The 13,822-nt window shown below is 46.9% G+C and carries 16 protein-coding genes; 2 read left to right on the forward strand and 14 right to left on the reverse strand.

All coding sequences use genetic code 11. The annotated features are described in order from the left end of the window. Nucleotides 1–82: 82 nt before the first annotated feature. Nucleotides 83–529 (forward strand): hypothetical protein, encoded by a 447-nt coding sequence (locus H7708_RS08270; protein WP_223670079.1) that lies wholly within the window; start codon nt 83–85, stop codon nt 527–529. Nucleotides 530–545: 16 nt separating this feature from the next. On the opposite strand, the gene H7708_RS08275 is transcribed toward H7708_RS08270, so the two are convergent. Next, a complete protein-coding gene (locus tag H7708_RS08275; protein WP_223670081.1) occupies nt 546–1,130 on the reverse strand; it encodes a hypothetical protein in 585 nt (194 codons plus the stop codon). A 178-nt stretch (nt 1,131–1,308) separates the two neighbouring features. On the opposite strand from H7708_RS08275, the gene H7708_RS08280 reads away from it, so the two are divergent. Further along, on the forward strand, nt 1,309–2,112 hold the full coding sequence (locus H7708_RS08280; protein ID WP_223670083.1) for a M48 family metallopeptidase: 804 nt from the start codon (nt 1,309–1,311) through the stop codon (nt 2,110–2,112). A gap of 27 nt (nt 2,113–2,139) precedes the next feature. Here H7708_RS08280 and H7708_RS08285 read toward each other — a convergent pair whose 3' ends face one another. The 13 genes from H7708_RS08285 to H7708_RS08345 all read right to left on the reverse strand — a co-directional run bounded on the left by H7708_RS08285 (nt 2,140) and on the right by H7708_RS08345 (nt 13,808). Next, nucleotides 2,140–2,802, reverse strand: coding sequence for a glutathione S-transferase family protein (locus H7708_RS08285; protein ID WP_223670085.1), 663 nt, complete (start codon nt 2,800–2,802; stop codon nt 2,140–2,142). Between the two features lie 121 nt (nt 2,803–2,923). Then, nucleotides 2,924–3,406: an FKBP-type peptidyl-prolyl cis-trans isomerase gene (locus tag H7708_RS08290; RefSeq protein WP_223670087.1), complete on the reverse strand. Its 483-nt coding sequence runs from the start codon at nt 3,404–3,406 to the stop codon at nt 2,924–2,926. Between the two features lie 460 nt (nt 3,407–3,866). Continuing rightward, nucleotides 3,867–4,787: a lipoyl synthase gene (lipA, locus tag H7708_RS08295; RefSeq protein ID WP_235727571.1), complete on the reverse strand. Its 921-nt coding sequence runs from the start codon at nt 4,785–4,787 to the stop codon at nt 3,867–3,869. 102 nt (nt 4,788–4,889) lie between these two features. Next, nucleotides 4,890–5,543: a lipoyl(octanoyl) transferase LipB gene (gene lipB / locus H7708_RS08300; protein WP_223670092.1), complete on the reverse strand. Its 654-nt coding sequence runs from the start codon at nt 5,541–5,543 to the stop codon at nt 4,890–4,892. A 13-nt stretch (nt 5,544–5,556) separates the two neighbouring features. Then, nucleotides 5,557–5,823 (reverse strand): YbeD family protein, encoded by a 267-nt coding sequence (locus H7708_RS08305; RefSeq protein WP_223670094.1) that lies wholly within the window; start codon nt 5,821–5,823, stop codon nt 5,557–5,559. Then, the gene (locus tag H7708_RS08310; RefSeq protein WP_223670095.1) at nt 5,820–6,707 is read right to left on the reverse strand and encodes a D-amino acid aminotransferase; all 888 of its coding nucleotides are present in this window, start codon (nt 6,705–6,707) and stop codon (nt 5,820–5,822) included. The genes H7708_RS08305 and H7708_RS08310 overlap by 4 nt, the downstream gene beginning before the upstream one ends. Nucleotides 6,708–6,775: 68 nt before the next feature. Beyond that, the gene (locus tag H7708_RS08315; RefSeq protein ID WP_223670097.1) at nt 6,776–7,942 is read right to left on the reverse strand and encodes a D-alanyl-D-alanine carboxypeptidase family protein; all 1,167 of its coding nucleotides are present in this window, start codon (nt 7,940–7,942) and stop codon (nt 6,776–6,778) included. A 33-nt stretch (nt 7,943–7,975) separates the two neighbouring features. Beyond that, a complete protein-coding gene (locus H7708_RS08320) occupies nt 7,976–8,860 on the reverse strand; it encodes a septal ring lytic transglycosylase RlpA family protein (RefSeq protein ID WP_223670098.1) in 885 nt (294 codons plus the stop codon). Nucleotides 8,861–8,879: 19 nt separating this feature from the next. Then, the gene (mltB, locus tag H7708_RS08325; protein ID WP_223670100.1) at nt 8,880–9,899 is read right to left on the reverse strand and encodes a lytic murein transglycosylase B; all 1,020 of its coding nucleotides are present in this window, start codon (nt 9,897–9,899) and stop codon (nt 8,880–8,882) included. A 43-nt stretch (nt 9,900–9,942) separates the two neighbouring features. After that, entirely contained in the window at nt 9,943–11,067 is a 1,125-nt protein-coding gene (gene rodA / locus H7708_RS08330) for a rod shape-determining protein RodA (protein WP_223670102.1), read from the reverse strand. After that, a complete protein-coding gene (gene mrdA, locus H7708_RS08335) occupies nt 11,051–13,000 on the reverse strand; it encodes a penicillin-binding protein 2 (protein ID WP_223670103.1) in 1,950 nt (649 codons plus the stop codon). Before mrdA ends, rodA begins: the two co-directional genes overlap by 17 nt. Before the next feature lie 54 nt (nt 13,001–13,054). After that, entirely contained in the window at nt 13,055–13,525 is a 471-nt protein-coding gene (gene rlmH / locus H7708_RS08340; RefSeq protein WP_223670104.1) for a 23S rRNA (pseudouridine(1915)-N(3))-methyltransferase RlmH, read from the reverse strand. 67 nt (nt 13,526–13,592) lie between these two features. After that, complete coding sequence (locus H7708_RS08345) at nt 13,593–13,808, reverse strand: DUF6500 family protein (RefSeq protein WP_223670105.1); 216 nt, start codon at nt 13,806–13,808, stop codon at nt 13,593–13,595. Nucleotides 13,809–13,822 lie beyond the last annotated feature (14 nt).

A 13,822-nucleotide genomic window follows, 5' to 3' on the forward strand; every position in this document is an offset into this window, starting at 1 on the left:
GCTTATCTTTCTTGCTTATTTATTGAGGCTCGTTTATCGTTTGAATACTTCAGTTATGGACTTCAAAACAGGTTTAAACACCATGAATGATAAATACAAAACGATAATCCAACAGCGCCAGCCACAGGACGTTGAAATTTTCCACAATGTGCACCCTGACGTAAAGCCACCCAAGATGGAGCTGGACGAAATCTATTCCGATCATCAAAAGGTTAACGATTACCGTTCATCGGGAGAGCTGATTCGTAGTCTTGCACGAACTATTAAGAAGTGGCGACTAAACATGCCCAAAGGCGCTCAACCAGTGATTGTTGCTATGCTCAATGGGGGCTTACAAATTAATGTGGCCAGGCTCGTTCAGGAATCATTCCACGGCATTCGAATCGAAGGAACGTCCGGCGGCAACCCTTGCATGGTTCTTTCGCACCAAAGCAATGTCGAGCTATTGTGCTATATTCAGAAAGTACCGGAGGAGGAACCCGATAGACGCATTGGCTTCGTTATTGATGGCGAAGAAACCGAAGAGTAATGGTAAAAGCAGGGAGCTATATCGCTTCCTGCATATCCTCTTCATCGAGACGCAGCACCAGATTAATAGCCAAATCTTCAGCCACCAGCTGCAACTCCTTTTCCACCTCGCCCATATCAATAATGTAGTCCGTTGACACCTGCAGGCGCACTTTATACAGCGGCTTTCCAACATTATGCATGTAGCGCTTTCTCGATAGTTCATCAATGACTAACTGATTACGCGCCAGAGCTCGGAGCAACGCCACGTCAACCGCGTGATCTTTCAAACCAAAAAGCTCCACTTCGAAGCGCACCCGATCTTGTTGCTTACTATCGAAATCTTCCGCGGGAGACAACTCAAAATTCAGCCGTTCTGAACTCAAACTGTCCAGACAAGCTCGGAATGAACCAAAATAGGCAGGATTTATAGAAATATAGAGCAAACCGTTAAATACATTGTTCATTCGATTAAAGCGTGACGCCTGTAATCGACCATTAAAACGGTTAATGATTTCCGACAATGTAATGATGATTTCTTCATTACCAGAGCCGGTCACCGAAACAATCACATCAATATCCTTATATGATTGCTGAAATTGCTGCAAGCACTCTTCACTCATGTTATCGCCATCCATCACTATTAATACTCCATTTAATTAGTAGGCTGTATAAAAAGTACTCTATTTGGCACAGTTTTTCAATCAAAGACAACTATTGTTAAATCTTTTCTATCAATCTTGTCATAATCATCCGTAGCTTCTACTATAATTTAATACAATCTTGCCAAGGAGTCTCAATATGAGAAAGCATTTACTAACAGGACTGGCCGTTGCATTATTAACAGCCTGTGCAACATCACCTACCGGCCGCAATCAGGTTCTTGTGTTCTCAGAAACACAAATGGCAGAGATGGGCGCTGCAAGTTTCACCTCAATGAAGAAAAGCCAGACAGTCGATACCAGTCAGCGGCATAACCGTTATGTTCAATGTATTGTTAACGCCCTGATCCCTGAGCTCAACAAAAAAGCGCCTGATATGCGCTCTACGCGCTGGGAAACCAAGGTCTTTGTCGACGATTCGGCGAATGCTTTTGCCTTGCCAGGCGGCAAGATTGGCGTCCACACGGGGATGTTTAAGGTCGCCGAGAGTGCCGATCAGCTGGCGGCTGTAATAGGCCATGAAATTGGCCACGTTTGGGCGCGCCATGGTAACGCACGGGTCTCTAATCAGTTCTTAACCTCTACCGGCCTGCAACTGGCCGCCATTGCTGCTGGCGAACCTACCGCAGAAAAACAACAACTATTAGGCTTGCTCGGTGTCGGTACCCAAGTTGGTGTACTTCTGCCCTTTAATCGGGCCGATGAATCTGAAGCCGATGAAATTGGGTTGGAATTAATGGCCCGGGCAGGCTTTGATCCGAGACAAAGCGTGGAGCTGTGGAAAAATATGGCGAAACAAAGCGGTAGCAGGACACCTGAATTACTGTCCACACACCCGGCGCCCCAAACCCGGATAAAAGCATTACAAGGCTTGATGAATAGAAATATGCCGCTCTATGAGCAGGCTCGGGCACAGGGAAAGAGACCAAACTGCCGTCTATAAAGCACAGCGTCAGCTATTTGGCGGGGATTAAAGATCCGCCAAATAGCCACCCCTTTCATAGATGCCTTCCATATACAGTTCTTCAAAATCTTCAACCACCGATTTTTGAACTTCTGGAAGGGAGAGCATATTATCTCGCCACTTTGAAATTTTCTTATAATCGCTCACCGGATCAATTCCGGTATTATCTGCAACAATCTGCGAGCGCATTAAAAATGGTGCAAAGGCACTGTCGACCAGGCTAAAGCTCTCACCTTCAAAATACCCCTTGTCACCAACCTTACGCTCCAGAGGCGCTAACTTCTTAGTCAGATCTTCTTCAATCTTGAGGTACGTTTCTTCTCGTCTGGCCTGAGTTAACTGGTGCAGGGCGTTGAACAAACTGCTACTGAACTCTATCCAGGCGCGTTGCTCGGCTTTATCCAAAGGATCTTGCGACAACATGGGAGCACCATGCGTCTCATCCAAATACTCATTAATCACGGCAGACTCGAAAAGAACGCGATCTTTAACACGCAACAACGGCACTTTACCGAGAGGGGAAATATCGAGAAACCAGTCCGGTTTCTTCTGAAGATCGATATACTCTATCGTGTAATCAATCTTTTTATGCAATAACGTAATTACCGCTCGCTGTACGAACGGACATAACTTAAAGCTTATTAAAATAGGTTGTTCTAAAGAAGCCATATTCACAACTTAAAGTTAGTATCTTAAGTTAATGTAAAACGGATTTAGTGGAAAAGCAACAATACTTTCCTGATCTAAACCCCATAAAAAAAGGCTTTCCGAAGAAAGCCTTTTACCATAATTAGTGCTCTTGACCGCCAGCACCATGGACGTGACCGTGAGAAAGTTCTTCTTCACTGGCATCACGAACCTCAACCACTTTAACGTCAAAGTTTAACGTAACGCCTGCTAATGGATGGTTACCATCAACCGTTACTGTATCGCCTTCAACTTTTGTTACCGTGATCAGTTGAGGGCCCTGTGGCGATTCTGCATTGAACTGCATACCCGGCTCAACTTTATCAACGCCCTGGAACGCTTGCATTGGTACTTCTTTGATCAGTTGCTCGTGGCGATCACCATAGGCTTCGTCAGGTGTTACCGTTACTGACAACTCGTCATCAACCGCTTTACCGACAAGAGCACTTTCCAAACCAGGAATAATGTTTTTATGACCATGCAAATAGGCCAATGGCTCGTTACCTTCTGATGTATCAACCAATACACCCTCATCTGTTTTGACAGTGTATTCAATCTTTACGACTTTGTTTTCTTCAATTTGCATAATCAACTCACTTACTATCTATAAAATTTTATCCAGACATTATGCAAACAATGCTGGATACGAAATACTAAACTCTGGAGAATAAAAGAATATGAAGTGGGAATATCGACAGGGAAACTCTTATACAGAGTAATCAAATTTTGGCTAGTCTTACACTAGTATTAAACATGGGGATGGTAAATTTAAATACAACCCCGGTCACTCAACAATTCACTACTGTCATTCTAAACTCGATTTGGAGTCTTATAGAAATCAAACAAGCTCCTGAATCTAGTTCAGAATGACACAAGCTAATATTTTGCCTTAGAGTTAGAACAAGCTCCGAAAGGCATAAACGTAAGAAGCTAGATTTTTGTTCTAGAGCAAGGCATTTGATTTTGAGAGTGAGGGAATATATATCTAACTACATAACCGAGCCCTTAAATTCAAATAACACAGCTCTAGGACAAAGAGATGCTTCTTAGCTGACCTTTTCTCCCGCCGCCTGTTGGTCTGCATGATACGACGACCGCACCATCGGTCCGCTCGCCACATTGGTAAATCCTAAATCCTCAGCAATCTTACCTAACTCATCAAACTCTTTTGGTGGCATAAAGCGCATCACCGGATGGTGGTACTTACTCGGCTGCAGATACTGACCTAGCGTTAACATATCTACGCCGTGTGCACGCAAATCTTTCAGCACTTCAATAATCTCTTCATTGGTCTCACCTAGACCAACCATCAAACCTGACTTCGTTGGGATCCCTGGGTAGCGTTCTTTAAACTGTTTCAGCAAATCTAAAGACCATTGATAGTCGGCACCGGGACGCGCCTGCTTATACAAGCGTGGTACCGTTTCCAAGTTATGATTGAAAACGTCAGGCAAACCAGCTTCCATTTTATCCAGCGCCACTTCCATGCGACCACGAAAGTCGGGAACTAACACCTCAACCTTTAAGCCAGGATTTTGCTCTTTAGCGACGCGAACACATTCGGTAATATGCTCTGAACCACCATCACGCAGATCATCACGATCCACAGACGTAATCACCACATAATTGAGTTTCATCGACTTAACCGAATCCGCCAGATGCTGCGGCTCTTCCGGATCCAGCGGTAATGGACGACCATGCGCCACATCGCAGAAGGGGCAACGTCGAGTACAGATGTCACCCATGATCATAAAGGTTGCCGTACCGTGACCAAAACATTCAGGCAGGTTGGGACAGGAAGCTTCTTCACATACCGTGTGCAGCTTCTTATCACGCAACATATCTTTAATCTTGGTAATTTGATTGCCATTCGGTAGACGCACGCGGATCCAGTCCGGTTTACGCGGCATTTCTTCTGTCGGCATGATTTTCACTGGGATACGCGCCATCTTTTCTTCGGCACGCATCTTGTGTCCAGGAATGACTTTACCCGTAACTTTCTTCTTACGAGGAGATGTCTGGGCAACAGACTCTGGTTTTGACATAAAAAGTACTCAAACCTAACCCGATTACTCAGGCAGGCCCTTCATTTCAAGACGGCTAGTATAACCTAATTTGCTGCATAATTGATCCACTAAGTCTGGCTTTACACGCTCCAGCGTCTCAGGACCACCACGCTCGGCGATGTGGGTCATCGCCATACCTTGATAGCCGCAAGGATTAATCCGTGCAAACGGCTCAAGGTCCATATTAACATTCAAGGCCAAGCCATGAAATGACTTGCCCTTGCGAATTCTCAGGCCTAACGAGCAGATTTTAGCCTCATCGGTGTAGACGCCCGGTGCATCCGAGCGTGGATAGGCCTCAATACCGTACATTGCCAGAGTATCCACAATCGCGTTTTCAATCGCTGAGACCAGATCTCGTGGGCCCATACTTTTTCGGCGCAAATCGACCATAAAGTAGGCCACTTGCTGTCCGGGACCATGATAGGTCACCTGCCCCCCGCGATCGACCTGTACTACAGGAATATCGCCAGGGAATAATAAATGCTCAGGCTTACCGGCCTGCCCCTGGGTAAACACAGGAGCATGCTCAACCAGCCAAATCTCATCGGTCGTTTCGGCATCACGTTCATCAGTAAAACGCTGCATCCTCTTCCACACCGGGACATAGGTTTCATGCCCCAGCTCACGGATAATTACCGTATTGTCGTTACTCATTGTCGCTTCTTAGTTACAAGGTCATTTTTACGCCTTCGACGGTATAAACCTCTTTATACATGGCATCCACCTGCTGACGGCTTTCCACAGTCACCATAAAGGATAAAGAGACATAATTACCATCACGGCTCAACTTAGTGGTAGGCGAGTAATCACTAGGCACATGACGATTCACAATTTCGGCCACTTCCATATCAACGCCCTCACGATGGACGGCCATGACCTTAAAGCAAATTTCACATGGAAATTCCCATACTTTATCACGATCATAATGTGTCATAACTGTGCCTCACCACTAATTTCTCCCAGGTATAAACGCTCTTTTAATACCTGATAATATTCATACATTCGGCGCCAGACAGGGCCTGGTTCACCGTTACCAATTGTAACATCATTTACTCGGACGACTGGGCGGATTTCTTTGGTTGAACTGGTCAGCCAAACCTCGTCCGCTAATAACAACTCATGTTCCGGTATCGGTCGTTCCTCGTAAGGTATGCCGTGCTGCTGCGCCAGGCTTAGAATAAACTCACGCGTTACACCAGCTAACAGATGCTCACTTAAAGGCGGCGTAATGATAACACCATCGCGTACAATAAACAGGTTACTCGATGTTGCTTCACTCGCCTCACCGTTACGCACTAATATGGTGTCATCCGCCCCAGATTCAAGCGCCTGCTGTCTTAACATACAGTTGGCCAGCAAGGTGATGGCTTTAATATCGCAGCGCTGCCACCGAATATCCTCCGCCGTAATCACCGAAAAATCTTTAATATCAGTAGCTTGCCAAGACTTCTGCACCGGAGGTAGCGGTGACATCATGGCAAAGATGGTCGGTTCGCTAAGTTCTGGGAAGTCATGATGGCGCTCGACGTAGGCACCACGAGTCACTTGCAGGTAAACCGAGGCATTCTCATAATGATTGTGTTCAATCAGAGTATTGCACAGGTTAAGCCAGTCTTCGTCTGACTGCGGCAGAGACATGTATATAGCAGCCAGACTTTTACGTAAGCGGTTGATATGGCTGGATAACCTGAAGGGATTTCCAGCATACACCGGAATCACTTCATAAACCCCGTCACCAAACAAAAAGCCCCGGTCCAAGACCGGGACTTTTGCCTGTTCAAGCTCTATATAATGACCATTAAGGTATGCAATAGACATAGGCTCATTATACTAAAACGTTATACAACATAACATTTTTATCCGACGGTACGGACTCGACCAAATACTTAGTCTTCAAACCACAACGCCATTGAGTCCCACATGCGGCCAAAAAAGCCCGCCTCTGCAACATTATCCAGGGCCACCATGGGTAGTCGCTTCACCACTTTGTCACCCATATTAAAATGTACCTCACCGACGACCTGGCCTTTTTTGATCGGTGCGATCAGCTTACCGTTCATGGTGTAATTGGCTTTTAACTGATCTTTTTCGCTCTTCAAGACCGTCAGCACCGCATCCTGAGCCAGGCCAACGCCGACCTGCTCTTCCTCACCTTTCCACACCTCCGCCTGCTTCAAGGCTTTTCCTGCGGCAAAGGCTTTGATATTGGTGTAGAAACGGAAGCCGAAGTTGAGCAGTTTACGGCTTTCACTGGCGCGAGCATTCATACTCTCGGTTCCCATAACCACCGAAATTAAACGCATGTTTTTCTTCTCGGCAGAAGAAACCAGGCAATAACCGGCGGCTTCAGTATGGCCGGTTTTAATACCGTCGACGCCCAACGTGGTATCACCTAATAACTCGTTTCGATTTTTCTGTGTAATGCCGCTGTAGGTAAACTCGCGCTCCGAGTACATGGAGTAATCTTCAGGGAAATCAGAAATCAAGGCACGGGCGAGTTTGGCTAAATCCTGCGCGGTGGTCATGTGCTGTTCATGCGGCAAGCCTGTGCTGTTCATGAAGTGAGTATCATTCATCCCCAGACGCTTGGCATACTGGTTCATCAAATCGGCAAATGCCTCTTCACTACCAGCAATATGCTCGGCCATGGCAATACTGGCATCATTACCCGACTGAATCACAATTCCCCGGTGCAGATCTTCAACCGAAACGTACTTGTTAACCTCAACGAACATCAAGGAGCTGCCTTTCAGTTTTGGATTCTGCGCCCAGGCGTTCTCACTGATCAGGACCTTATCTTCATTACTGATATTACCTTTATGTAATTGATCAGCAATGATGTAACTGGTCATCATTTTGGTCAAACTGGCCGGGGGCAACCTTTCACTGGAGTTTTCCTCCATCAAAATCTGCCCCGTTTCATAATCCATCAACAGCCACGAGCTGGCTCCTACATTAGGCTTGCCTGGTTGAATCGCCTGCACGGCGCCGGAAACCGTCCACAATGCGATACCAATAAGAACTACAACAACTGAAAAAATACGTTTCATCATGATTTCAACACTATCTACTTAAACTGGAAAAAATTAATCGGTTACTACACGTGGCGAACCAAAGCTATACTGCTTAAGCTGCGACAGAATGGCCTCCGCAGCCCGCGCACTTTTCAGCGGTCCGATACGAACTCGCTGCAACCTTTGACCGTTGACATTCACTGGCGTTAGTGTAATCGGTTGGCGAAAATGCTCTCGTAATCTCGAGGCCAGGGTATCGGCACGCATTTCGTCAGAAAAAGCACCAACCTGAACATACAGCTTGGCATTATCGTGCTGCCTATCCATTGGCGGAATTTCTAATTCCCCCGTTGAGCTGGGTACTTTTCTCGATCCCCCCGGTGATGCAAGAACCCTGACTTCCACCCGAGCCGTGCCGTGATTGTCATAGCCCAGTTTTTTCGCTGCCGCATAGGACAGATCGATTAAGCGGTTTTTAACAAAAGGACCACGGTCATTGATTTTCACCACCACCGATTTGCCGTTATCTACATTCGTCACCCGCGCATAGCTGGGCAAAGGCAGAGTTTTATGGGCTGCGGTGAACTGATACATATCATACACTTCACCTGAGGATGTACGGCGGCCATGGAACTTCTGTCCATACCAACTGGCGGTTCCTACTTCACTGTAGTTATTGCCCGAGGCTAGAACATGATAAACCACGCCGTCGACTTCATAGTAAGGCGGATTACCAAATGGACTTTTTTCTTCCACCCTTGGTGTCGGCTCGGAAATAGGCCCGTCCTCAAAGGAACTGGCGCTGCCGTCAGGCGCATAATCTGGAATCTTACGATCGGCCGCACTGCCGTATGCCGGAGCATCGTCGTCGCTGCGCTGCCCTGTGGTCGTACAGGCGCTCAATACGCCCAGAACGGCGAGTGCGCTAACCCATTGAATCGTTTGTTTTATTTGCATCTTGCTATATCTCAATTAATTAAGACTTACCTTTAGCCACAGCCGGTTGCTTAGCCAGTTTCTTTTGTTGCTGAACATCATACTCAGCTTTAATTTCCTGACTCAGCTGATACACCGCCATGGCGTACAAGGGACTGCGGTTATAGCGCGTAATGACATAAAAGTTATGAAAACCTAACCAGTAATCATAACGATTTTTTTGCTTGTAATGGTAAATACCCGCGATATCGCTATCGTTAGCCTGTCCCTGATAGTTCAAGCCCGCTTTTTTCATCTGGCCGATGGTAAATTGTGGCTTTAACTTGTCGTTTTTAAACTTTGTTGCGATGACTTTATCCGCATCGACAAATTCTGCCACCGGCTGACCTAAACGCCAGCCATGCACGCTAAAGTAATTTGCCACACTACCAATAGCATCGGCCGTATTGCTGAATAAATTGACTTTACCATCATCGTCAAAATCTACCGCATAATGACGGTAAGAGGTTGGAATAAACTGCCCCATTCCCATAGCACCAGCGTAAGAGCCTTTTGGTTCGTCCAACTTCCAACCCTGCTCACGGGCCAGCACAAAATACTGCTCTAACTCACCAGCAAAAAAACTGCCGCGCTTGGGGTAGTGAAAAGCCAAAGTGCTAATCGCATCAATCACCGGGTAGCTCCCTTGTATGCGGCCATACTTAGTTTCAACCCCGATAATCGCCGTGATAATTTCTGCAGGAACCTGATACTGTTTCTCTGCCCGCTCCAATAAGGCCCTATGTTCGGCGTAAAACTTAACACCTTGTTTAATACGCTCTTGCTGAATAAAAATAGGACGGTACTGGTACCAGTCTTTACCTTCAGCAGGACGACTGATAGCATCCAGAATACTTTGACGTTTTTCCGCCTTATCCAAAGCCATTTGAATATAGTCCACGGTAAAACCATGCTTTTGCTGCATATAATTGGCAAAAGCCTTCGGCTCTGTCGGCGCACCACCAGCGCTGGCTGCTAAACAGCTTAAACCCAATAATGCTGTTGCTATGATGTTCTTCACTTTCTTCTCCTGGGATAATTTACTATTATCTATCAACAAGACGTTAAGTTGAGTGTAGTCTTCGATGCGTTTGTATCGACATCAAAATCCCGAAACTGGCCATCAAGGTTACAATAGAAGTACCGCCATAACTAATCAACGGTAATGGTAACCCGACCACGGGTAACAAACCACTGACCATTCCAATATTTACAAACAAATAAACAAAAAAGGTCGACGTCAAAGCCGCCCCAAGCAAACGGCTGAACGTATCCTGGCCTTGCAGGCTGATATAGAGCCCACGCCAGATCACAAACAAATACAGAGCCAGTAAGGCAACGATACCGATCAGTCCAAATTCTTCACCCAGCACCGCAAATATAAAGTCCGTGTGTCGCTCTGGCAAAAACTCCAGTTGCGACTGAGTACCGTTAAGCCATCCTTTGCCATAAATCCCACCCGAACCGATAGCAATCTGGGACTGAATAATATGATAGCCCGAGCCCAGCGGATCACTCTCAGGATTCAAAAAGGTCAAGACCCGTCCTTTTTGATAATCATGCATCACGAAATACCACATGATCGGCGCCATAATCACGCCAACCAGCGCCGCTCCTAGCATATAACGCCAACGAATCCCGGCAAAGAAAATCACAAAGATTCCCGACGCAGCAATCAGTAACGAAGTTCCGAGATCCGGCTGCAAAATAATCAGTGACGTGGGTACGAGCACCAGCACTAAACTGATCAGTAAATGCTTAAAGCTCGGCGGCAGGGCTTTATCGGCAAAATAAGAAGCGACCATGATGGGTACGGCTAGCTTCATTATTTCTGAAGGCTGGAAACGAATACCGATATTAATCCAGCGCTGTGCACCTTTACTCGACTCGCCAAAAAACAGTACCGCGAGCAAAAAGGCGATACCAACCACGAAAAAGAGCGGTGCCCACTCCTTTAGCGTCCGCGGCGCCACCTGCGCCAGCAGGAACATCACCAGCAAGCCTGCACCAAAACGTATGACCTGCTTTTCGACCAGGAACAGGCTTTCACCGCCAGCACTATAAACCACCACCAAACTGAATGCCATCAAAGCCAATAAGCCTAGCAGCAAAGGCACATCAATATGTAACCGCCATAGTAAACTACTACGCGCTTTATGCGTATTGGCGGTACTAGTTCGCAGCGCCATCGGCGGACTCCTCGTCTTCAGTATCGGACGTCTGATTGATCTTTAATTCCTGCAACAAATAAAAATCCATAATCTCACGGGCTAAAGGTGCGGCATTGGAGCCACCGCCACCGGCATTCTCCATCATCACAGCCACCGCTACCTTTGGCTGTTCGAAAGGAGCGTAACCGATAAATAAGGCATTATCATGGAATTTTTCTGCAATTTTGCTGGCATCGTAACTTTCGTCTTGCGCGATACTCTTCACCTGTGCCGTACCAGTTTTACCCGCGACCGTATATTCCGCATCGGCAAATGCGCTTCGCGCCGTACCTCGCGGCGGCTCTGTCACTTTCCGCATACTGTTTTTGACCAGATCCAGCCAACTACCGTCACTGGTATCAATCTGGTGATAGGCCATCACCGGAGTATTGGCTTCATAACGATTCGCCTGTGCAAATTCTTTGACCAGCTGTAGGTTGTAGCGAATGCCGTCGTTGGCCAGAACCGCGGTGGCATTAGCCAGCTGCAGAGGCGTGACAGTCCAGAAGCCCTGACCAATTCCGATATTGACGGTGTCGCCATTGTACCAGGGCTCTTTGCGCATGCTTTTTTTCCAGTCACGCGACGGCATGATACCCACTTTTTCCTCAACGATATCGATCCCGGTCTTCTGGCCAAAACCAAACTGGGTCATCCCTTCATAAATCTGATTTATCCCGAGACGCACCGATAAGTCGTAAAAGAAGGTATCACAAGATTCGATGATAGCCTGTGTCACATCTACCGTGGCGCCATGTCCCCAGGGTCGCCAGTCACGATAACGATGATTATTATTGGGTAACGAGAACCAGCCAGGATCACGAATACGGGTACTCGGCGTAATAACGCCTTCCTTTAAGCCTAAAAATGCCAGATGCGGCTTAATGGTCGAAGCCGGCGGGTAGGTGCCCTGTACAGCGCGGTTGTATAATGGCCGCTCCGGTGTCAGCAGTTTCTTATAATCTTTACTCGAAATCCCGCCGGTAAACATATTGGGATCATAAGCGGGCTGGCTGACCATAGCTAACACGCCACCGGTCGATGGCTCCACAGCAACCACTGCACCTCGCACATCCTTATCCTGCATCAATTGAGTAATCTTCTGTTGCAGCGACAAGTTCAAGTATAAATGCAGGTCCTGCCCTGTTTCTGGCTCAAGCCGCTCTAAAACACGAACCACACGGCCACGGGCATCGGTTTCCACTTTTTCGCTGCCCACTTCACCGTGCAGCTTATTTTCGTAATAACGTTCAAGACCCAGCTTGCCCATTTTACTGGTCGCCGCATAACGCTGGCGGGTGGTTCCAACCTCACGGTTGTTCTCGACGTCCCATTCATCCATACGGATAAGGTCTTCCTCGGTGATCGCGCCCATTCTGCCAAGCACGTGCACCAGAGTGGAACCATAAGGATAATAACGTTCCAGACGCGCTTCGACGCTAACCCCCGTGAAGAAATGCTGATTGGCCGAAAATATAGCCACTTCCTGCTCGGTCAGGTTGGTTTTAATGGCGTAAGAGTTAAACTTGGGACGGAATTTGACTTGCTCTAAGAACGCCTCGATCTGCTCATCTGAAATGTCGAACATCTCTTTCAAGCGCTTAACCGTATCGCCCATATCATCAACCTGCTCCGGCACCACCTCCAGAGCAAAAATGGAACGATTCTGCGCCAACAACTTACCAGATTGGTCATAAATAAGACCACGTACCGGCGCTATCGGCCTAACCTGAATACGGTTGTTTTCAGACTGCGTTTGATACTTTTGATGATCCAGAACTTGCAATTTTATTTCTCGAGCCAATAGAAAACCCATCAAGCCGACCACAATGATCAAGGCTATGACACAGCGCATGTAGAAGATGGAGGTTTCGCGCCCCACATCCTTTATCGCTTCACGCTTTCGTAACATACTTAATGACTCGACCTGTACTAAGGTTCTTATTTACACTCCAATCGACCATTATCATTCTCGGTGATACGGATGGTTCACCGTGACTGACCAGGCGCGATACAACGACTCTGCAATTAACACGCGAACCAAGGGGTGCGGAAACGTTAAACTGGATAGAGAGATTTTCTGGTTTGCCCGCTGCAAACAAGCTGGTGCTACCCCTTCCGGGCCACCTACCAAAAATACAACACTGGGATGGTGCAGTTGCCAATGCTCTATCTGTGCAGCCAGCTGTGGTGTCGACAGTTGTTTGCCCTTAACATCTAAAGCAATGACCCAGTCACCACTCGAAATATGCGACAACATGGCCTCACCTTCTTTATCCGTCAGACGAGCTATGTCCGCATTCTTGCCTCGTTTGACCGCAGGAACTTCGACGAGTTCCAACGGAAAATCCCGGGGAAAACGCCGAGCATATTCTTTATAGCCCTGCTCAACCCAGCTTGGCATTTTTTGACCGACCGTGATTAAGCGCAACTGCATTTAGTAGATACCAACAATCATTAACAACAAAAATACTATTCGATAATAAAGAAAAACTGGCAGTGTCTTACAACGATTCTACCAGTCCTTTGACTTTTACGGCCTTTTCAAAGTGATCTAACTGATGCTCTTGAATCCACCAGGTAGCTGCCTCCATCAGTAATTCGGGATCGTCATTCTTGTTGGCAAAGAATGCATAAAATGACAGTCCAACATTTCCGCCTTTACTGAGGATTTTCTGTTCACAAACAGCAATGATTTTTTGTTTTAAACTCTCTCGCATCAGTGTTTAGATTC

Source organism: Kangiella shandongensis (assembly GCF_020005365.1).
Lineage (GTDB): Bacteria > Pseudomonadota > Gammaproteobacteria > Enterobacterales > Kangiellaceae > Kangiella > Kangiella shandongensis.